This window comes from Cellulomonas sp. P1_G12_2, assembly GCF_056405535.1.
Window position 1 is genome coordinate 438,106 of the sequence record NZ_JBFUBX010000001.1, and the last position, 20,808, is coordinate 458,913.

Consider the following 20,808-nt stretch of genomic DNA (forward strand, 5'->3'; position numbering starts at 1 on the left):
TTCTACCCGGTTCGTCCGGGATGCGCGCGGCGAGAACGACCGTCAGCTCGAGCAGAGGCCGATGAACGCGCCCAGCTCCGCCAGCTGCTCCGGGCGTGCCGGCAGGTAGTCGGTCAGGCGGGCGGAGCGGACGATGATCGCGCACCACTGCGCCCGGGAGACTGCGACGTTCAGCCGGTTGCGGTTGAGCAGGAACTCCATCCCGCGCGGCACGTCGTCCGCCGACGACGCGCAGGTGGTGACCAGCACGACCGCGGCCTCCTGGCCCTGGAACTTGTCGACCGTGCCCACGCGGACGCCGCTGATCCCGGCTGCGTCGAGCGCGCGGCGGACCGTCCAGACCTGGGCGTTGTAGGGGGCGACGACGAGGATGTCCTCCCCGGTCAGCGGCCGGGTCGACCCGTCCGTCCAAGAGCGACCGAGCAGGTCCCGGACCTGGTCCACGACCACGGCGGCTTCCTCGGGCGACGAGACCGCGTTGCCGGCGTGGTCGACCACGATCGTCCGCAGCCCGGGCGCGACGCCGTCGAGCGAGCGGTCGGCGGTGTGCGGGACCGCGGTCAGGCGGTCCTCGTAGGAGAGGCGCGAGACGGCCGCGCAGAGTGCCGGGTGCATCCGCCACGTGCGGGCCAGGAAGTACCCGAGCTCGTCGGGCAGCGTGTCCTGGCCGTCCACGAGCCATCCGAGGGCGGACCGGTCCACCGGCTCCGGGTGCCGGCCCTGGGTCACCTGCGGGAGCTGCTGCGGGTCGCCGAGCAGCAGCAGGTTCCGCGCCGCGGTGGACACCGCGATCGTGTCGGCCAGCGCGAACTGGCCGGCCTCGTCGACCACCAGCAGGTCGAAGCCGCCCTCGGGGACGCGGTCGCGGCTCGTGAAGTCCCACTTGGTACCGCCGACGACGAAGCCGCCGGGCTGCCGGGCGTGGAACGCGGTCGCGTCCTTGCCCTTCGGCAACGACTGCCAGACGGCGTCGGCGGGGTGCTGGTCCTGCGCCTTCTTGCCGATCTGCTCCGCCGGCAGGCCGGCGGCGTTCACGGCACGCAGCATGTTCTCCACGACGGCGTGCGACTGTGCGACGACGCCCACCGTCCAGCCCTGGGCGGCGAGCGCGGCGATCACGTGGCCGCCGGTGTACGTCTTGCCGGTGCCGGGCGGCCCCTGGACCGCGAGATACGAGCCGTCCAGGTCGAGGACCGCCTCGATGATCGCCTCCGTGGTCCCGCTGACGTCGTCGGGCCGGGGGAGCGGCAGGGCACGGGTGCGCGGGGGGACACGGCGCAGGATGTCGGCCGCGGGCAGCGGCGGGAGGTCGGGGAGCCCGTCGGCCACGCCGCCGACGAGGGTGCGGATGGCCTCGACGATGCCCTTCACGCCTGGACCGGCGGAGGGGGCGAGCGCCATGGGCAGGTCGGGTCCGGGGGTCGCCCCGGTGGGCAGCCGGTCGCTGACCAGCAGGACGTCGCGCGTGCCCGACGCCGAGTCGGTCGCCTCCCGGGACGTGACCTGGAGGATGTCGACGCCTGTGGTCCAGCCTCGGTGGCCGGTGCTCGAGGTCTGCGCGTACTCCGGCGGCGGGTCGTACAGCGCGTACGCGGTGCCGCCTGCGCGCAGGTCGCTGCCCGGCTCCAGCTGCCCGGTCAGCCGCAGCGTCCTGGCGAAGGTGCGCTTGCCGGGTCCGATGGTCCAGTCCTCGACCACCTCAGCCGTCCCGTCGACGAGGAGCGTGCCGCGGGGGTCCATCCACTCGGCGGGGTCGGACTGCAACCGGTCGAAGTGCGCCCACCAGAACGGCTTCGCCTCGCGCGAGTGGTAGCCGACCGCCGCGGCGAGCATCCGGACCGCCTGCTGGTCACGGGGGTCGTCCAGCACCTCGGCCTTCGCCAGGACGTCCGCCACCAGCGGGTCCTCGTCGGCGGGCTCCCGAGGCTCACCCGCCGCGGCTCCCGTCGGAACCGGGCCGTGCGCCAGCAGCCAGTCGCGCAGCCGCAGCGTGGAGACGCAGTCGTACCGGTTGTACTCGGCGATCTCGGCGAGCTTCGCCTGCCAGGCGGTCTCGTTCCCCGCGTCGCGCAGGTCGCACGCCTCGGCGTACTCGGCGATCGAGTCGGCCGCGGTCGTCACCTCGCTCTCTCGCGTCTCGTCACCCATGTAGAGGGGTTCGAGCTTCTTCAGCGAGTACGAGCTGCTGCCCACCCGCAGACCCCGCCGCACGGTCGCGTACAGGTCGACCAGCACGCCGTCGCGCAGCAGCTGGTCCACGGTGTCCTCGCCGACGCCGTAGCGGCCGGCCAGCCGGAGCAGGGCGGTCCGCTCGTAGGGGGCGTAGTGGTAGACGTGCATGCCGGGGTGCGCGGCACGGCGCTCGGCGACATAGGCGAGGAACTCGACGAACGCCTGCTTCTCCTGAGCGCGGTCGTGCGCCCAGAACGGCCGGAACGTCCCGTCGGCCTCGACCACCCCGAACAGGTACTCCAGCCCCCAGTCGGCGGGCGCGTCGGCCGGGACCGTGTCGTCCGTCCACAGCGGGTCACCCTCGAAGTCGAAGAAGATGTCGCCGGGGTCCGGCGCGGGCAGGTCCTGCACCGCCCCGGGGTCGATGACCTCGAACACCAGCGGCTCGGTCGACGTCTCCTGCCGCACCTGCAGGGCCGCCTGCCGGCGCAGGTTGGCCAGCGTCGCGCCGCCGATCCCCGGGACCGGGCCGGCGCTCGCGGCCAGCTGGTCGACGGTGCCGATCCCGACCGCCGCCAGCCGCGCGCGCTGCGTCGACCGCAGCCCCGCGACCAGGAGGACGTCCCGGTGCGCGGCGATCTGCGCGGCGCAGACGTCGCACCGGCCGCATGCCCGGTAGCGGGTGTCGCCCCAGGCCACGGGCGTCTGCGCGGCGCGGTGCTCGTCGAGCACGTCCTCGAGCAGCGTCCGGCGCTCGCGGTACAGCGGCAGCAGGTCCGCCAGGCGGTAGCTCGACCGCGTCCGGTCGCCCAGGATCAGGTGCACCTCGGCCGTGACCGGGATGCCCGCACCGATCAGCTGGTCCGCGTAGGCCGCCAGCTGGAGCAGGGCGGTGACCTTCACGCTCCGGGCCAGCTTGGTGTCGAGCACGGCCCAGCCGCCCTCCTCGCGCACCACGAAGTCGGCCCACCCCGTGAACCGGCCGTCGAAGAACCCCGCCTGGTAGATGACGTCGGCATCCGAGCCCAGAGCGGCGAGCGTGACGGCGTGCACGCGTTCCAGTGCGGCTCGGTCGCCGGCCTCGTCGTACCGCGGGCGGGCGATCGTGACGACCGCGTGTGACGCCCGGTACTCCTGGAGCACCCGGTTCTCGTGCGCCGTGCCCAGTGCGGACACCCGCGCGAGCATGGCGTCCGCGGCGATCGGCGCCGGCTCCGCCAGGCCGAGGCGGCTGTCGAGGTTCCTCAGCACGGCGAACTCGCAGGCGGCGGCGTTGGCCAGGTCGCTCGGGCTGAGGACCAGGCCACCGTCGTCGAGAAGGAACATGCGCCGAGGGTAGAGGGCGCCTCGGACAGGGTTGCGGGCTAGGCGCCTGCGGACCAGTCGGCGATCGTGGCGGCGTCCGCGTCGAACGCGCGGACCTCCGTGGCGACCTCGGCGAGCTCCGCGAGGAAGCCGTCGTCCGCGTCCACGGTCCCGCGGGCGTGCACGACGACCACCACGGGAAGCCGGTCCGCCTCCGCCGGGTGCAGGACAGGGCTCACGCGCTGCACCAGCTGCCGTCGGGTCCGGCTGCCGGCGAGGATCACCACCGCGCCGATCGCCGGCAGGTCGAGGCCCTCGTCGAGCACCTTCGGGACGGACAGGACCGTGACGCCGCCGCTGCGCAGGTCGCGCAGGGTGTTCCGCCGGACCTCGGGTTCCTGACCGTTGTGGAACCACGAGGCGGCGACGCCGACCGACCGCAGTCGCGAGGCGGCGGTGTCGGCATCGTCCTTCGTGTGCGTGTAGACCAGGCCGCGGGCCGACCGGGCGAGCAGCGGAGCGAGCTGCGCCACGGCGTCGAGCTTGGCCGTCGATGTCGCAAGCAGGTCACGCCGGCTGCTCACCGCGCGCAGCCACGCGCTGGCGTCGGCTGCGGCCCGCGCGTTCTCGCGCCAGCCGCCCTGCAGCCGAATCACGTCGTCGTGGAACGTGCCCGGCGCGCAGCCGTGCGCGGTCAGGCGTTCCTGCAGGTCCGTGAGCTGCGCGGACAGGGTGTCGTACTCCGACTGGTCGGCGGGGTCGAGGTCCACCGGCACGAGCGCGAGCCGGAACCGGCCCAGCACACCCTCCGCGCGACCGCGACGCAGGTCGCAGCCGTCGAGCACCGTGCCGAAGTACGGCTGCAGGATCTCGTCGACGCCGGCGTCCTGGCGTTCGACCGACGTCGTCAGGCCGAGGCGCGCGCGGAACCCGTCGCGCAGCGTCTCCGCCGGACGCGCGGAGCCGTACTTGTGCACCTCGTCCGCGACCAGCAGGCCCGCCCGGTCCTCCAGGAGGTCGTGCCCGAAGGCGCTGCTGACCAGCGACACCAGCACGTCGCAGTCGTCGAACGTGTGGGCGGTCGTGAGGTCGCGACGGCCGAGCGACAGGCCGGGCAGCTGGAGCGTCAGGGTGGTCAGCCACTGCTCGAGGAGGTCCGTCGTCGGGACCAGGACGAGCACCTTCTCGCCGCGCGTGAGCGCGTCCCAGGCCGCCAGCGCACCGACCACACCTCGGCCCTGCACGCTCACCGCCTCGACGATCCCGCGGCGGCCCGCAGCCAGCCACGCGTCGAGCACGTCCTTCTGCCACGGGCGCAGCTGGGGTCCGACGTACCGGACCTCGCCGCCGGGCGGGAGGGGGCTGCGGTCGGCGGTGCGGGTGGGGGCGCCGGCCGACGGTCGGGGGAGTGGCTCGGTCTCGGTGACGGGTGCGACCGGTGCGACCGGCTCTGTGGGTTCGATGTGCGGGGCGGGCTCCGCGGGCGCGGCGATCCGGGCGACCGGGTGCGTCGTCGGGGGTGCCGGGAGCGTCGTCGTCGCGCTGGAGGACTCGACCGTGGTCGGCCGGGCGGGCAGCGCCGACGGCCTCGCGATCGGCCGGGCGGGCAGTGCCGGCGGCGTCGCGATCGGCCGGGCGGGCAGTGCCGGCGGCGTCGTGACGGGGTGTGCGAGAGCCTGCGCGGGTGCGGGCGGCGGGTCGACGGCCGTCAGGCGGGCCATCACGGGGACGCGGACCGGCATCGGGGGCGGGACGGGAGGGTCCGTGATGGTCTCTGCGGGTGCCGCCGCGGCGTCGTCCAGCAGCCGGACCGGCGGCCTGCCCCCGAACGCGGCCACGGGCAGGATCCCCTGCGGCGTGACCGGCGGCCGCGAGGCGTCGGCCGCGGCCCGCTGGCCGAAGAACACGGCGGGCGCGAGCACGTGCGTCACGGGCAGGTACGGGGTCGGGACGTGCAGGGCGGTGGTCGGGTGGCCCGCCCCGAGCGCGCGCCACCGCGGAGGCGTGCTCGCGTCGTGCCGGAGCCGAGGATCGCGGCGGAGGACCTGCTCCACCTCGGCCTCCGTCAGGCCGGGGTGCCCGGCGAGTGCGAGGCCGTGCGCCAGCTCCAGCGCGGTCTGCTGCGGGCGGGCGATCAGGGCTGCGTGCAACGCGTCGGTCGGCGTAGACACGGCCTGCCCTCCAAGACGTCGACGTGCGAGGCGAGCCCGGATCGCGGAGCCCACGTCTTGTTGTCGGCATCCCGCGGCCCGGAGTTCAGTCGCGAACCCTCACTCGTCCGACGGAACCCAGTCCCAGGCGGGCCCCGGACCCGGTCGTGGGCCCGACCGGTCCACCGTGGCACGCCGGCGTGCCGCTCAGCCGGCGACGATCTCCTCGGCGTTGTCCATGATCCACTCCATCAGCGGCAGCAGCCGGGCCACCAGCTCGGACCCGCGCTCGGTGAGGGAGTAGTCGACGCGCGGCGGGATGCTGGCGGTGACCTCGCGGTGCACGATCCCGTCCGCCTCGAGCGTCCGCAGGGTCTGGGCCAGCATCTTCTCGCTGATCCCCTCGACGATCCGCCGCAGCTCGCCCCAGCGCATCGTGCGCTCGGACAGGGCGACCAGCAGCAGGACGCCCCACTTGCTCGTCACGTGGTCGAGCACCACACGCGACGGGCAGGCCGCGGCCAGGACCCCGTCAGTCAGGAGGCGATCCAGGGCGCTGACCTCGTTACTCACCGTCACGTGCGTACCTTACGCCAAAGTGGGTACCCACGATCCGGAAGGTTCTGAACCGACGGCCGGTTGCGGCGGACGACACGCAGTCGCCCGTCGAGAGGAACCCACTCATGTCCGTCGTCGTCACCGGTGCCACAGGCCACCTCGGCCGTCTTGTCGTCCAGCACCTCCTGGCGGGCGGCCTGCCCGCCGACGAGATCGTCGCGGGTGGCCGCCACGTCGAGCGCCTGGCGGACCTCGGCGTCCGCACCGCCGCGGTCGACTACGACGACTCGGCGTCGCTCGAGGCCGCGTTCGCCGGGGCCGAGACGGTGCTCCTGGTCTCCGGCAGCGAGGTCGGCCAGCGGGTCGCCCAGCACGGCCGGGTCATCGCCGCGGCCGCGGCCGCCGATGTCCGCCGCGTCGTCTACACCAGCGCGCCGCACGCCGACACGACCTCGCTCGTCCTGGCTCCCGACCACAAGGCGACCGAGGAGCTGCTCCGTGGCTCGGGCCTCGCCTGGACCATCCTGCGGAACAACTGGTACACGGAGAACTACGTCGGCGCGCTCGACCAGGCGCGGTCCACCGGAGTGATCCTCACGAGCGCCGGCGACGGGCGGGTCGCCAGCGCATCGCGCGACGACTTCGCCGCCGGCGCGGCCGCGGTGCTGCTCGGCGGCGACCACGACGGCCGCGTCTACGAGCTCTCGGGCGACGTCGCGTGGACCTTCGACGAGCTCGCCGAGGCCGCGTCGACGGTGCTGGGCGTGCCCGTCGTCGCCCAGCAGGTGTCGTTCGACGAGCACGTCGCGATCCTGCTCGGCGCGGGTCTCGACGAGGGCACCGCGGGATTCGTCGCGACGCTCGACGCCGACATCCGCCGCGGCGACCTGGCCGGTGCGACGTCGGACCTGCGGACGCTCATCGGCCGGCCCACGACCACCCTCGTCGACGGCCTGCGGGCGGCACTCGCCTCCTAAACAGGGCGCACCACGGTCGGACGTCCGCGTACCTTCTCCGAGTCCCGCCGTCCGACGGCGGGGCTCGGCCGAAGGAGAATGACCGCATGACCGCAACAGTGCAGGCCAAGGGTGTCGGGGCCGGCTTCGGCGATCGTGAGCTCTTCTCCGGTGTCGACCTCGTCGTCGCGCCCGGTGACGTGATCGGCCTCGTCGGCCCCAACGGCGCCGGCAAGTCCACGCTCCTGCAGATCCTCGGCGGCCGTCGGCAGCCCGACTCCGGCAGCGTCGCGGTGTCGCCGTCGCACGCGCAGCTGGGCTACCTGGCGCAGGAGATCGAGCGTGCCGACGGGGAGTCGGTGCGTGCCCACCTCGAGCGGCGGACCGGGGTCGCGGACGCGCAGCGCGCTCTGGACGATGCCGCGGACGCGTTCGGCGCGGGCCAGGACGGTGCCGACGACGTCTACGCCGAGGCCCTCGAGCGCTGGCTCGCACTGGGCGGCGCCGACCTCGAGGCGCGGCTCGGCACGGTGGCCGACGACCTCGGACTGACCGTCGACCTCGACCACCCGATGACCGCGTTGTCCGGCGGCCAGGCGGCCCGGGTCGGCCTCGCCGCGCTGCTGCTCTCGAGGTACGACCTCTACCTGCTCGACGAGCCGACCAACGACCTCGACGCCGCGGGCCTGGACCTGCTGGAGGAGTTCGTCGACCGTTCGGAGGCAGCGATCGTCGTCGTCAGCCACGACCGGGAGTTCCTCAGCCGCACGGTCACGGCCGTCGTCGAGATCGACCGCAGCCTGCAGCGCGTCACCACCTACGGCGGGAGCTACGACTCCTACCTCGACGAGCGCTCGATCGCCCGTCGCCAGGCCCGCGAGGCGTACGAGGGGTACGCCGCCCGGCGCGATGCGCTCAACGCTCGCGCCCGGATGCAACGGGCGTGGATGGAGAAGGGCGTCCGGAACGCGCGCCGCAAGGCCTCGGACAACGACAAGCACGTGAAGCACCACCGCGGCGAGACGTCGGAGAAGCAGGCGGCGAAGGCGCGGCAGACCGACAAGATGATCGCCCGCCTCGACGTGGTCGACGAGCCGCGCAAGGAGTGGCAGCTGCAGATGAGCATCGCGACGGCCGGGCGCTCCGGGGCAGTCGTCGCCGTCGCGCGTCACGCCGTGCTCACGCGCGGAGCGTTCACCCTGGGCCCGGTCGACCTGCAGCTCGACTGGAAGGACCGCGTCGCGGTCACCGGCCCCAACGGTTCCGGCAAGTCGACCCTCCTGGCCCTGCTGCTCGGCCGGCTGGAGCCCACGTCCGGTGCGGTGGACCTGGGTTCGGGTGTGCTGGTCGGCGAGGTGGACCAGGCGCGGCGCGCGTTCGAGGGCGACGAGCCGCTGGTCGACGCGTTCTCCCGCGAGGTGCCGGACTGGCCGACCGCCGACGTCCGCACGCTGCTGGCGAAGTTCGGCCTGGGCGGGCACCACATCCACCGGCCCGCGTCGTCGCAGTCGCCGGGGGAGCGGACCCGCGCGGCGCTCGCGCTCCTGCAGGCCCGTGGCGTGAACCTGCTGGTGCTGGACGAGCCGACCAACCACCTGGACCTGCCGGCCATCGAGCAGCTGGAGCAGGCGCTCGACAGCTTCGAGGGCACGATCCTGCTGGTCACGCACGACCGGCGGATGCTGGAGACGGTCCGGCTCACCCGCCGCTGGCACGTGGAGGACGGGCAGGTCACCGAGGTGACCGCGGACTGACGCGCGCGTGACGACGTCGTCACGCGGCTACGCTCGCCGAGTTCAGCACGGCCGACGACGAGGACGGTTCCATGGCACCCATCAGGTTCGGCGTGGTCGGCAGCGGCTGGCGCGCGGAGTTCTTCGTCCGCATGGCGCGGCTGATGCCCGAGCGGTTCCAGTGCGTGGGTGTGGTGACGCGGTCGGCGGAGCGCGGTGCGCAGGTCGAGCGCGAGTGGGGCGTGCCGACGGTGCGCACCATCGAGGAGCTGGTGACCGCCGTCGGACCGACCACCGACCGGCCCGAGTTCGTCGTCGTCTCGGTCCCGTGGCCGGTGACCCCGGTGGCGACGATGGAGCTGGTCGCGCTCGGCATCCCGGTGCTCGCCGAGACCCCGCCTGCGCCGGACGTCGACGGTCTGCGCGAGCTGTGGGCCGAGGTCGGCACGTCCGGACTCGTGCAGGTGGCCGAGCACAGCCCGTCGATGCCCTCGCACGCGGCGCGGATCGCGGTCGTGGACGCGGGGACCATCGGGCGGCCGACGAGCGTACAGATCTCCTCCACGCATCTGTACCACGCCGTCGGCCTCATCCGCAGGCTGCTCGGCACCGGTCGCGACGAGGTCACCGTGCGGGCGAGCACGTTCACTTCTCCGCTGCTGTCCCCCTTGGAGCGGGACGGCTGGACCGGCGCCACCGAGCCGGCCGACGCGTGGAACATCCTCGCCACCCTCGACTTCGGCGACGGCCGCAGCGCCCTGTACGACTTCACCGACAACCAGTGGCACAACCCGCTGCGCACCAACCGCATCGTCATCCGCGGTTCGCACGGCGAGATCGTCGACGACGCCGTCACCCGGGTGGTGGACGAGCGCACGGTCCTCACGTCCCCGATCGTCCGGCGGGTCAGCGGCCTGGAGCAGAACCTCGACGGCTTCGATCTCGAGCACCTGGGCTTCGACGGCCAGGTCGTGTACCGGAACGCGTTCCAGGGTGCCCGGCTCGCCGACGACGACATCGCGGTCGCGGCCCTGCTCGACGCGACGGGTGCCTGGGTGCGCGGCGGCGGTCCCGCGCCGTACCCGCTGGCCGACGGCTGCCAGGACCACCTGCTCGGTCTGGCCATCGAGGAGGCGGCACGCACCGGCGACACCGTCCATACCGCCAGGGAGGCGTGGGCGGACGCCTAGCGGATGCGAACGGGTGACGCCAGTGCCACGGTCGTGAGTCGAGAGCGACCGAGAGGAGCCCGCACATGGCAGTCACCGCATTCGGCGACCTCCCGCTGGCCGACCGCGACCGGTCCTGGGACGGCGACGCCGCCGAGAAGCGCGTCCGGGCCTGGGCCAAGGCGCAGGACGAGCCGAACGAGAGGTACCGGGACGCGCACGTCTGGTACGACGCCGAGAACAAGGAGAACTTCACCGCGTACAAGCTGTTGATCGCCGACGTGATCGACGGCCGCCTGAAGGCCGTGCCACGGGGCGTGTTCGCCGCCGCGGCCGTCATGCAGGGGTCGCGCGGTGGGGTCGACGTCCCGGACAAGGACCGCGATCGCATCAGGAGCCACCTGGCGAAGTACTACGCGAAGCTCGACGAGACGCCACCCTGGAAGGACTAGACGCACCGACGGGCGCGACACCATGGGTGCCGCGCCCGTCGCGCGTGCGGACCTGCCCTCAGGTCGTCAGGAGGCCGTGCACGTCAGGCTCGGCCAGGTCCAGTTGCCGCCGTGCTGGACCGTGAAGCCGAACGAGGTCGTCTGACCCGCGGAGAGCGCGCCGCTGCCGCTCGGCCGCATGGTCATGACGTTGCCGGAGGAGTCCCACGTCGGCGACCCGTTCCACGTCGCGATGATCCGCTGCGGGCTCCTGACCGTCACGGTCGACTGCCAGCCGCTGATGTTCGTGTTCGCGCGGATGGTCACCGTGCCGTTGAAGCGGTCACTCCACTTCTGTCCCTCCGAGTACGTCGCCGTGCAGCTGCCGCCGCCCGTGGGTGGGGGCGTGGTGGTCGTCGGTGTCGGGACCGGCGTGGTGGGCGTCGGGTTCGGGGTGGTGGTCCCGCCGGCGTTGAGCTGGTTGAGCACGCTCGTGTAGGCGGCCTTCTTGTTGCCGGACCCGTCGAAGAGCAGCGGGGTGCCCGAGGCGCGCCACGAGTCGCTGTCCCGCACGCCCCAGACGGTGATGCCGGTGCAGCGGGCGACCGAGAGGCACGCCTGGACGACGCCCTGGTACTGCTGCGCCTGCGAGCTGCCCGAACCCTCGATGTCGAGCTCGGTGATCTGCACGTCGACGCCCAGCGCGGCGAAGTTGCGCAGGGTCGTGTCGTAGTTGGAGGGCACCGGGTTGCCCGAGTTGAAGTGCGCCTGGAAGCCGACGCAGTCGATGGGCACGCCACGCGACTTGAAGTCGCGAACCATGGCGTAGACGCCCTGGGTCTTGGCGTGCGACCAGTTGTCGGTGTTGTAGTCGTTGTAGCAGAGCTTGGCGCCGGGGTCGGCGGCGCGGGCGGCGCGGAACGCGGCCTCGATCCAGTCGTTGCCGGTGCGCTGCAGGTTGGAGTCGCGACGCCCGCCGGAGGAGCCGTCCGCGAACGCCTCGTTGACGACGTCCCAGGCGTACACCTGGCCCTTGTAGTGCGTGGCCACCTGGGTGACGTGGTTCAGCATCGCGTTGCGCAGCGAGGAGCCGGACATGTTCTGCATCCAGCCCGGCTGCTGCGAGTGCCAGGCGAGCGCGTGCCCGCGCACCTGCTTCCCGTTCTGCCGGGCCCAGCTCGCGATCCGGTCGCCGTTGCCGTAGCTGAACTGGTTCTGCGACGGCTCCGTCGCGTCCATCTTCATCTCGTTCTCGGCGGTGATCATGTTGAACTCGCGGTTCGCGATGGTCGTGTACGTCGAGTCGCTGAGCCGGTTGGCCGCGATGGCGGTGCCGAAGTAGCGCCCGCTCTCGCTGGCCGCTGCCTGCAGGGTGCTGCCCGCTGCCGCCGCGGGCAGGGCCAGTGCCACAGACAGGCCGGCGACGGCGAGGCCGCCGATAGCCGCGGTCAGGCGTCCTGGTCGTGGGGTCGTGATTGATCCTCCTCGGTGGTGCACTCGTCGGCTGATCGCCGGCGCCTCACCCTGTGGCGGTGGCTCAGACGCGGTCAAGGCATGGGAGCGCTCCGGTAGTTGCGATATCTTGAGCGAAACGTTTTGTAACCCATACGGGTGAATTCCACCGATGGAGATTGGAATGGAGTCGGACGCGGGATCAGTCTCAGGAGACCACGCGCACAGCAGTTCGCGAAAGTATCGGCCACTGGTGGGGCGGGTCCCGCCGGTCAGCCGTCGCGTCGCGGCGTGCTCTCCCGCTCCACGAGGCGCATGCCGGCGAGGTAGAGAACCGGCGCGCTGTCCGTCGCGCTCGGGTCCCACCGCTCGCGCACCCGGCGGCGGAGGATGTCGACCGCGACGTGCGCGATCTCCCGCCTGCCCGGGTCGACGGTAGTGAGCGTCGGCACGGAGTAGCGCGCGTCCTCGATGTCGTCGAAGCCGACGACGCCGACGTCCAGCGGGATGGCCAGACCGCGCGCCTGCAGCTCGTACATCGCGCCGATGGCCAGCGCGTCGTTGAACGCGACCACGCCGTCGACCGGCACGCCGGAGTCGAGCACGTGGGCCATCGCGCGCGCGCCGTTGGCCCGGTGCCACGCCTCGTCCGACCAGCCGAGCAGGCGGGTGTCGACGTCGATCCCGCGCGCCTCGAGCGCCTGCTGGTATCCGGCGTAGCGCAGGGAGGCCGATCCGGCGGTCTGCGCGTGCAGCATGCCGATCACCGCGATGTGGCGTCGGCCGGCGTCGAGGAGGAGATCGGTCGCCGCCCGGGCTCCGTCGATGTTCCGCATGGTGACGTGGTCGACGCTCGGTGAGAACAGCTGCTCGCCGAGCAGGACGAGCGGGTAGCCGAGATCGTCGAGCAGGTGCGCGTCGCTCTGGACGAGCGCCGCGGGGCTGAAGATCAGGCCGTCGACGAGGCCACGGCGGGGCACCCGCAGCGCGGCGAGCTCGCCCTCACGGGTGAAGCCCGTCGGCTCGATGAGCACCTGCAGGCCGTGGTCGCGTGCTGCCGCGAGGATCTCGTCGGCCAGCTCGCCGAAGTAGGGCTGCCCCAGCTCGGGGACCGCGAGACCGACCACACCGCTGCGGCCGGAGCGGAAGATCTTCGCGGTCACGTTGATCTCGTAGCCGAGCGCGTCGACGGCGACGAGCACCCGGTCCCTGGTCGTGTCCCGGACGTGGGGGTAGCCGCTGAGCACGTTCGACACGGTCTTCACGGACACACCGGCGTGCCGTGCGACGTCGGCCATCGTCGCCACAGCGCCTCCTTCGTCCCACGGCACGGGCGGTCGCAACCTACCCGACGACGGGAGCGCCTGTGCCGCGGTCGTCGTCCGACGTCAGGCCGCGGGCGTCACCGCTCGGAGGAGAACCCGCCGAGCTCGGCGACGTCGTCGTGCCGGAGCTCGAACCAGACCGCCTTCGCGGCGTCACCGTCCTCCTCGCGCGTCCCCCAGCTGCTGGACAGCCGGTCGACGAACATGACGCCCCGGCCCCCGAACGCGGTCGGCGGCGGGTTGCGCACCACGGGCACCTCGCGGACGCCGTCGGTGACCTCGACGCGCGTGCGCTCCTCGTCGACGTGCACCCGCAGCGTGACGGGCGGGTCGGCGTGCGCGACGGCGTTGGTGACCAGCTCGCTGACCAGCAGGACGAGCAGCTCGAGCCGCCCGTCGTCCACCCCTGCCTCGGAGAGTCGGTCCCGCGCCCAGTGCCGTGCGGGCGCGATCGCGGAGAGCGAGGGCGACACGGCGGTCTCGGCGTACATCGGGGGCCTCCCAGGGAATGGTGGGAAGGCCGCATCGGCCCCCCGTCGGTCCCGGCCACGGTTGTGCACAACTGATGATTCGGCAACCTGAACACCGCCCTGGAGCCGGTTTCTCGCCCCCACGGCTGGGACGATGAGAGGGTGCAGACCTCTTCGACCCCCTCCGGCGCGGACGTTCCCGCACGTCAGGCGCCCTCGAGCTCCCAGATCCGGCGGTGGCGGCAGTATCTGGCCGACGAGCGCGCGGAGGCGGCCGTCTACCGGGACATCGCGTCGCGCCGTACGGGCGAGGAGCGCGAGATCCTGCTGGCGCTGGCCGAGGCCGAGGGTCGTCACGAGCAGCACTGGCTGGACCTGCTCGGCGACGACGTCGGCAAGCCCCGCCGTGGCGACTTCCGGACCCGGGTGCTCGGCGTGCTCGCCCGCCGGTTCGGGTCGGTGTTCGTCCTGGCCCTCGCGCAGCGCGCGGAGGCTCGGTCCGGATACGACGGCGAGGCAGACGCGACGCCGACGATGGCGGCCGACGAGGCCATCCACGAGGAGGTCGTCCGCGGTCTGGCCACACGGGGGCGCAACCGGATCTCGGGCACGTTCCGGGCGGCGGTGTTCGGCGCCAACGACGGTCTGGTGAGCAACCTCGCCCTGGTGCTCGGCATCGGGGCCAGCGGGGCGTCCGCGTCGATCGTGCTGCTGACCGGCCTGGCGGGCCTGCTGGCCGGTGCGCTGTCGATGGCGGCGGGGGAGTACGTGTCGGTGCGCTCGCAGCGGGAGCTGCTCGAGGCGTCCCGCCCGGGGCAGGCCGCCCGCGCGGCTCTGCCGTACCTGGACGTCGACGCCAACGAGCTCGCGCTGGTCTACCGCGCCCGCGGCATGGAGCCGGCCGAGGCGCAGGCGCGGGCCGACGAGCGGCTGCGGACGCTGGGCGAACCGGGCTCGGTCTCGCCGACGAGCACGGACGAGGTGGACGAGCACGAGGCCGTCGGCACCGCAGTCGGTGCGTCCGCGGCCAGCTTCTGCTTCTTCGCGTCGGGTGCGGCGATCCCGGTCCTGCCGTACCTGCTGGGTGCGGAGGGCCTGACCGCGGTGGTGTGGGCGTCTGTGCTGGTGGGGCTCGCGCTGCTGACCACGGGGGCGACCGTCGGGGTCCTGTCGGGCGCGTCGCCGGTGAAGCGCGCGCTGCGCCAGCTGGCCATCGGCTACGGGGCCGCTGCGGCGACGTACCTGCTCGGTCTGGCGTTCGGCGCCACGGTGTGACGCCCATCATACGAACAAGGTTTGCCAACCCTTACTTAGTGCAGGCTAACCTCACCATGTGACCTCCTCCGAGCGGGACGCCCTCCGCGGCGACGGCCTCACCCTGGCCTATCACGGCACCGTCGTGGTGACTTCCGCTGACCTGTGCCTGCAGCCCGGTCAGGTGACCGCGCTCATCGGGCCCAACGGCTCCGGCAAGTCGACCCTCCTGCGCGCGCTCGCCCGGCTGCACGCCCCGCAGGAGGGGACGGTCAGCCTCCCCGACGTCCCCGACGCCCACGCCCTGTCCGCCAAGGACTTCGCGCGTCGGGTCACGCTCCTGTCGCAGTCGCGGCCGACGCCCTCGGGGGTCAGCGTCCGCGACGTCGTCGGCTACGGCCGGCACCCGTACCGCGGCCGCTGGCGCCAGAACGACGCCGACGGACCCCGCGCGATCGCCTGGGCCATGGAGGTCACGGGCGTCGGCTCGATGGCCGACCGCGGTGTCGACGAGCTCTCCGGCGGCGAGCTCCAGCGCGTCTGGCTGGCCACCTGCCTCGCGCAGGACACCCGCGTCCTGCTGCTCGACGAGCCGACCACCTACCTCGACCTGCGCTACCAGGTGGAGATCCTCGACCTGGTGCGGGACCTGGCCGACGACCACGGGGTCGCCGTCGGTGTCGTCCTGCACGACCTCGACCAGGCCGCCGCCGTCGCCGACCACGTGGTGCTCCTGCGCCAGGGCGTGGTCGTCGGCTCCGGCCGCCCGCACGAGGTGCTCACCGCCGACGCGCTCACCGAGACGTACGGCATCCGCATCGACGTGGTGCGCGACGAGCACACCGGCCGCGTGCACACCCGCCCGGTCGGCAAGCACACGCACCGCCAGCACCTGACCACCGTCTAGTCCCCCTGTTTCGCCTACCTCTGAGGACACCCCTGTGCGCAAGACAGCCCTTCCCGCCCTGCTCGCCGGAGCAGCCCTGCTCCTGGCCGCCTGCGGCACGACGGAGGACGCGGCCGACGAGCCGTCGTCGTCCAGCTCCGCCGCCGGTGGACCGATCACGATCACGGACGACCGCGGCACCGTCGAGCTGGACGGCCCCGCCAGCAAGGTCGTCTCGCTCGAGTGGGGGCTGACGGAGAACCTGCTCACGCTCGGGGTCACGCCGGTCGGCGCGGCGGACGTCGCGGGCTACAACACGTGGGCGACCGTCGTGCCGCTCGACGAGTCGACGCCGGACGTCGGCTTCCGTGGCGAGCCGTCGCTGGACGCCATCGCCGCCCTGGAGCCGGACCTGGTGGTCACCACCACCGACCTGCCGGCCGAGGTCATCGAGCAGATCGAGGCCGAGTACCCGGTGATCGCGCTGCGCGGCTCGGACGCGTCCGACCCGATCGGCAAGATGCGCAGCACGCTCGAGATCCTGGGCGAGGCCACCGGCACCTCCGACGAGGCCGAGGCCGCGCTCGCGGACTTCGACGCCAAGGTCGAGGACGCCAAGGGGCAGCTCGACGAGGCCGGCCTGGCAGGTGCGGAGTTCACCATGGCCGACGGCTGGGTGTCCGACGGTGCGGTGTCGATCCGCATGTACACGCCCGGGTCGTTCCTCGGCGGCGTCGCGACCGAGCTCGGTCTGACGAACGCGTGGACCGGCGAGGGCGACCCCGACTACGGCCTGGCGCAGACCGACGTCGAGGGCCTGACCAGCCTGGGCGACATCCACTTCCTGTACGTCGGCAACGACACCGACGGTGGCGACGCGTTCAAGGACGGGCTCGCCGGGAACGCGATCTGGGAGCAGCTGCCGTTCGTCGTCGCGGGGAACACGGCCCGTCTGCCCGACGGCATCTGGATGTTCGGCGGCCCGCGGTCGGCGTCCGCGTTCGTCGACGCGGCCGTCGCGGCTCTGACCGCGGCCTGACACCCGACCCGTGAGCGTCGACGCACCGATGGAGGCAGGATCCGCCGCGCTGGGCGTGGCGGATCCTGCCGCCGTCCCCGCGCGCACCCGCGGCGCGCAGCCTGCGCGGATCATCGCCGTGTTCGTGGGCGCGGTCGCCGCGGTGGTGCTCCTCGCGCTCGTCGACCTGACGCTCGGCACCTCCCGCGTCGGGGTCGGCGACCTGCTCGGCCTGCTCACGGGATCGGGTGACGACGAGGCCCTCGCGGTGCTCGTCGCGTCGCGCGCCCCGCGCGTGCTCGCCGCGCTGGTCGTCGGCGCCGCCCTGGGCCTGTCCGGCAGCGCGCTGCAGTCCGTGGCGCGCAACCCGCTGGCCTCGCCCGACACGCTCGCGGTCAACGCCGGCGCGTACTTCACCGTGGTGCTCGCGGCCGTCACCGGCCTCACGCTGCCGTTCGCGGTGAGCGGTGCGCTCGCGTTCGTGGGTGGTCTCGGGGCCGCCGCACTGGTGCTGGCCATCGCTCGCGGCGGCGCGGAGGGGCCCACCCGGCTGGTGCTCGCGGGGTCCGCGACCATGCTGGCGCTCTCGTCCCTGACCATCCTGCTCATGCTGCTGTTCGAGCAGGAGACCGCCGGGATGTTCGCGTGGGGCGAGGGCTCGATCGTGCAGTCCGGCACGTCCAAGGTGGCGCAGGCCGCGCCGGTCGTGCTGCTCGCGGGCACCGTCCTCGTGGTCAGGGCGCGCCGGCTCGACGTCCTCGCGCTCGGCGACGACACCGCGGCCGTCCTCGGCCTCGACGTCCGCCGTACCCGCGTGGTCACCGTGCTGCTGGCCGTGCTGCTCGCCGCGCTCGCGGTCACGGTGGCGGGCCCCATCGGCTTCGTCGGCCTGACCGCCCCCGTGATCGCCCGCCTGGTCGCGGGACGCGTCCCGGGGCTGGCGCGGCACCGGCTGCTCCTGCCGCTGGCCGCGCTGGCCGGCTGCGTCGTGGTGCTGGGCGCCGACGTCCTGCTGCGGCTGGCAGTGCCCGGGGTCGCCGGCGTGGCCATCCCCACCGGAGTCGTCACCACCCTGGTCGGCGCCTCCGTGATGGTCTGGCTGGCCCGCCGGCTGCGTGACTCGGGTCCGGCCCGCAGCACCGCGTCCGTCGGCGCCCACCCCGCCACGCGTGCCCGGGTGGCGCTCGTGGTCGTCGTGCTGGCGCTCGCGGTCGTCGTCGCGCTGGTCGCCGGGTTCCTGCTGGGCGACCGTCTGCTCCTCACGGGCGACGTGGCCAACTGGTTCGCAGGCGTCAGCGGCCGGCAGGTCAGCTTCGTGCTCGACCAGCGCAGCCCGCGCGTGCTCGCCGCCCTTCTTGCCGGCGCGGCCCTCGGCCTCGCGGGCACCACGGTGCAGGCGGTCGCGCGCAACCCGCTCGCGGAGCCGTCGCTGCTCGGCATCACGGGCGGTGCCGGCGTCGGTGCCGTGCTCGCCATCGTCCTGTTCCCCGGTGGCAGCTTCTGGATCGTGTCCGCCGCGGCCTGCGTCGGGGCGCTGACCACGTTCGCGCTCGTCTACACGCTGGCCAACCGCCGGGGGCTCAGCTCCGACCGGCTCGTGCTCGTCGGCATCGGGGTGTCGGCCGTGGCGACGTCGCTGATCACCCTGATCGTGGTCCTGACCAACCCGTGGAACACGACGATGGCGCTCACCTGGCTGTCCGGCTCGACCTACGGGCGGACCGCGGAGCAGGTGTGGCCGGTCGCGGTCGCCCTGCTGGTCATCGTCCCGCTCGTGGTCCGCTGGCGTCGGGACCTCGACGTGCTGGCGGTCGACGACGACGTGGCACGCGTGCTCGGCGTCCAGCTGGAACGCACCCGGCTCGGCCTGCTGATCGTCACCGCGCTGCTCACGGCGGCCGCGGTGTCGGCGATCGGGGTCGTCGGGTTCGTCGGCCTCATCGCCCCGCACCTGGCCCGCTCGCTCGTCGGCTCGTCCCACACCCGGGTGATCCCGGTCGCGGTGCTGCTGGGCGCGTTGCTGGTCAGCGTGGCGGACACCCTGGGCCGCACGGTGATCGCCCCGGCGCAGATCCCTGCGGGCCTGCTGACGGCCATGATCGGCACCCCCTACTTCATCTTCCTGCTGTGGCGGACGCGAAGGAGCGCACTGTGACGAACACCGTAGTGAGGACAGCCTCACCTTCCTCTACCCTGGGCGACGTGCCCGTCTCGGTCGAAGCCCCCGCGCTGCCCTTCCGCATGTTCGCCGTGCAGGTCGCTGCCGTGCAGACCATGTGCCCGAGCGTCCTGCGCGTGACGTTCACCGGCGACGACCTGGACCGGTTCGCCGACAACGGGTTCGACCAGCGGATCAAGTTCTTCCTGCCGCTCGAGAACTCGCCGTACGACGAGCTGCTCAGCCTCGAGTCGAGCGCCGACTGGTACGGCCGCTGGCGCGCGATGCCCGACGACAAGCGCCACCCGATCCGGACGTACACCGCCCGCGGCGTCCGCCAGGACCGCCGGGAGGTCGACGTCGACATCGTCCTGCACGGCGACCTCGGCCCCGCCTCGCGCTGGGCACTCTCGGCCGCGCCCGGCGACGACCTGGTGATCCTCGGCCCCAACGCCGAGGCCGAGGGCCCGCACGGCGGCGTCGACTTCGTGCCCCCGGCGCACACCGACCGCCTGCTCATCGCCGGTGACGAGACCGCGCTGCCGGCCATCGCGGGCATCCTCGAGCGCCTGCCCGCCGACGCGCGCGGCGAGGCCCTCATCGAGATGCCGCTGTCGGGCGACCGGCTCGACCTTGCTGCGCCGGACGGGGTGACCGTCCGCTGGTACGGCCGCGACGGTCGCGCCCACGGCGAGCTGCTCATCCCCGCCGTGCAGGCCGCGTGCGCGCGACTGCTGCCCGGCCAGGCACCCGCGCCGGACGTCGAGCTGGAGGACGTCGACATCGACGAGGGGCTCCTGTGGGAGGTTCCGGTCGACGCCCAGGGCCAGCCCCTGCGGGCCGACGCCGCGCTGTACGCCTGGCTCGCGGGCGAGGCCGCCGTCATCAAGACCTTGCGCCGGCACCTGGTCGCCGAGTGCGGCGTGGACCGCAAGTCCGTCGCGTTCATGGGCTACTGGCGTGCGGGGCGCTCCGAGGCCAACTGAGCCGCCGGTGACCTCAGGCGCGCAGGCGGGTGCGCCGTTGCTTGCCCTGCGTCTGCAGCACGTACCGGAACAGGGTGTCCAGATCTCGCTCGACGAGACCGACGAAGCGGCAGCCGCAGTGGGTCGACCGGCCGTCGGTCCGGTGTGACCGCAGCACTTCCGCGTCGAGGGACACCACGCGGTCGCGGGCCGGGAACCGGAACGCGATCCGATCCCGCTCCGCGAGCTCGGCCATCGTGGAGATGCGCATCCCGTGCGCGCTGATGTCGAGCACGACGAACGTCAGGGACCGGGTGTCGCCCTCCGGCGACGTCACGACGCCCGTGCAGGTCTGCGCGATCCTGACGCGAGCGACCCTCCGCTTCTGCAGGGTGGACGTGAGCTCGAGGTCCGCGATCTGCACCGACGTGGCGCGGACCTTCGCGACCCAGCCGTTGTACCTGACCTCGCCGCGCACGTCGTCGAGGACCAGGACCTGGACGTCGTCACCGGCACGGAATGTCCCGCCTCCGGCCCCGGGCTCGGTGCGCATCATCAGGGTCCCGTCCGCGCAGGAGATGACGAAGCCGTCGAGCACGCGCCCCTCGGCCGAGAGGGAGCAGTGCGCGAGGTGGTGCATGGTCCGGTCCGGTCCGTTCGGTCGAGGTCGCCGTAGCCGCGCGGCGAGACGTGCCCCCGCATCTCTGATCGGTGCGTGACGGCTGGGGTATGAGTTCGGATGCGGACAAGCGGCGCGGCGAACGAGTGATGACGGGTGTGTTCCTCGGAACTGACAGCGGCATCTG

General features: G+C 73.1%; 16 protein-coding genes. 9 read left to right on the forward strand and 7 right to left on the reverse strand.

Annotation, left to right across the window (positions count from 1 at the left end; genetic code table 11):
* Nucleotides 1-42 precede the first annotated feature (42 nt).
* The 3 genes from AC1DXT_RS02210 to AC1DXT_RS02220 all read right to left on the reverse strand — a co-directional run bounded on the left by AC1DXT_RS02210 (nucleotide 43) and on the right by AC1DXT_RS02220 (nucleotide 6,206).
* Complete coding sequence (locus AC1DXT_RS02210) at nucleotides 43-3,498, reverse strand: TM0106 family RecB-like putative nuclease (RefSeq protein ID WP_477059742.1); 3,456 nt, start codon at nucleotides 3,496-3,498, stop codon at nucleotides 43-45.
* Between the two features lie 38 nt (nucleotides 3,499-3,536).
* The gene (locus AC1DXT_RS02215) at nucleotides 3,537-5,648 is read right to left on the reverse strand and encodes a DEAD/DEAH box helicase (protein WP_477059743.1); all 2,112 of its coding nucleotides are present in this window, start codon (nucleotides 5,646-5,648) and stop codon (nucleotides 3,537-3,539) included.
* A gap of 186 nt (nucleotides 5,649-5,834) precedes the next feature.
* Nucleotides 5,835-6,206 (reverse strand): winged helix-turn-helix transcriptional regulator, encoded by a 372-nt coding sequence (locus AC1DXT_RS02220; protein ID WP_477059744.1) that lies wholly within the window; start codon nucleotides 6,204-6,206, stop codon nucleotides 5,835-5,837.
* A gap of 104 nt (nucleotides 6,207-6,310) precedes the next feature.
* Between AC1DXT_RS02220 and AC1DXT_RS02225 the strand changes: the two genes are divergently transcribed.
* From AC1DXT_RS02225 to AC1DXT_RS02240, 4 genes are all read left to right on the forward strand, one after another.
* On the forward strand, nucleotides 6,311-7,162 hold the full coding sequence (locus tag AC1DXT_RS02225; RefSeq protein ID WP_477059745.1) for an SDR family oxidoreductase: 852 nt from the start codon (nucleotides 6,311-6,313) through the stop codon (nucleotides 7,160-7,162).
* An 86-nt stretch (nucleotides 7,163-7,248) separates the two neighbouring features.
* On the forward strand, nucleotides 7,249-8,895 hold the full coding sequence (locus AC1DXT_RS02230) for an ABC-F family ATP-binding cassette domain-containing protein (RefSeq protein ID WP_477059746.1): 1,647 nt from the start codon (nucleotides 7,249-7,251) through the stop codon (nucleotides 8,893-8,895).
* Between the two features lie 71 nt (nucleotides 8,896-8,966).
* Nucleotides 8,967-10,064, forward strand: a complete 1,098-nt coding sequence (locus AC1DXT_RS02235) for a Gfo/Idh/MocA family protein (protein ID WP_477059747.1) — start codon at nucleotides 8,967-8,969, stop codon at nucleotides 10,062-10,064.
* 65 nt (nucleotides 10,065-10,129) lie between these two features.
* Nucleotides 10,130-10,495, forward strand: coding sequence for a hypothetical protein (locus AC1DXT_RS02240; protein WP_477059748.1), 366 nt, complete (start codon nucleotides 10,130-10,132; stop codon nucleotides 10,493-10,495).
* A gap of 66 nt (nucleotides 10,496-10,561) precedes the next feature.
* On the opposite strand, the gene AC1DXT_RS02245 is transcribed toward AC1DXT_RS02240, so the two are convergent.
* The 3 genes from AC1DXT_RS02245 to AC1DXT_RS02255 all read right to left on the reverse strand — a co-directional run bounded on the left by AC1DXT_RS02245 (nucleotide 10,562) and on the right by AC1DXT_RS02255 (nucleotide 13,742).
* Nucleotides 10,562-11,950, reverse strand: a complete 1,389-nt coding sequence (locus tag AC1DXT_RS02245; protein WP_477060795.1) for a glycoside hydrolase family 10 protein — start codon at nucleotides 11,948-11,950, stop codon at nucleotides 10,562-10,564.
* A 248-nt stretch (nucleotides 11,951-12,198) separates the two neighbouring features.
* Entirely contained in the window at nucleotides 12,199-13,224 is a 1,026-nt protein-coding gene (locus AC1DXT_RS02250; protein ID WP_477060796.1) for a LacI family DNA-binding transcriptional regulator, read from the reverse strand.
* Between the two features lie 104 nt (nucleotides 13,225-13,328).
* Nucleotides 13,329-13,742: an ATP-binding protein gene (locus AC1DXT_RS02255; RefSeq protein WP_477059749.1), complete on the reverse strand. Its 414-nt coding sequence runs from the start codon at nucleotides 13,740-13,742 to the stop codon at nucleotides 13,329-13,331.
* 141 nt (nucleotides 13,743-13,883) lie between these two features.
* Between AC1DXT_RS02255 and AC1DXT_RS02260 the strand changes: the two genes are divergently transcribed.
* From AC1DXT_RS02260 to AC1DXT_RS02280, 5 genes are all read left to right on the forward strand, one after another.
* Nucleotides 13,884-14,996, forward strand: coding sequence for a VIT1/CCC1 transporter family protein (locus AC1DXT_RS02260; protein ID WP_477059750.1), 1,113 nt, complete (start codon nucleotides 13,884-13,886; stop codon nucleotides 14,994-14,996).
* Between the two features lie 58 nt (nucleotides 14,997-15,054).
* On the forward strand, nucleotides 15,055-15,882 hold the full coding sequence (locus tag AC1DXT_RS02265) for an ABC transporter ATP-binding protein (RefSeq protein ID WP_477059751.1): 828 nt from the start codon (nucleotides 15,055-15,057) through the stop codon (nucleotides 15,880-15,882).
* A gap of 34 nt (nucleotides 15,883-15,916) precedes the next feature.
* Entirely contained in the window at nucleotides 15,917-16,900 is a 984-nt protein-coding gene (locus AC1DXT_RS02270; protein WP_477059752.1) for an ABC transporter substrate-binding protein, read from the forward strand.
* Between the two features lie 28 nt (nucleotides 16,901-16,928).
* Nucleotides 16,929-19,034 carry an iron ABC transporter permease gene (locus AC1DXT_RS02275; protein WP_477060797.1) on the forward strand — a complete coding sequence of 702 codons (2,106 nt, stop codon included), beginning with the start codon at nucleotides 16,929-16,931 and terminating at the stop codon, nucleotides 19,032-19,034.
* A gap of 86 nt (nucleotides 19,035-19,120) precedes the next feature.
* Nucleotides 19,121-20,023 (forward strand): siderophore-interacting protein, encoded by a 903-nt coding sequence (locus AC1DXT_RS02280; RefSeq protein ID WP_477060798.1) that lies wholly within the window; start codon nucleotides 19,121-19,123, stop codon nucleotides 20,021-20,023.
* A gap of 13 nt (nucleotides 20,024-20,036) precedes the next feature.
* On the opposite strand, the gene AC1DXT_RS02285 is transcribed toward AC1DXT_RS02280, so the two are convergent.
* Nucleotides 20,037-20,642, reverse strand: coding sequence for a PilZ domain-containing protein (locus AC1DXT_RS02285; RefSeq protein WP_477059753.1), 606 nt, complete (start codon nucleotides 20,640-20,642; stop codon nucleotides 20,037-20,039).
* Between the last annotated feature and the right edge of the window lie 166 nt (nucleotides 20,643-20,808).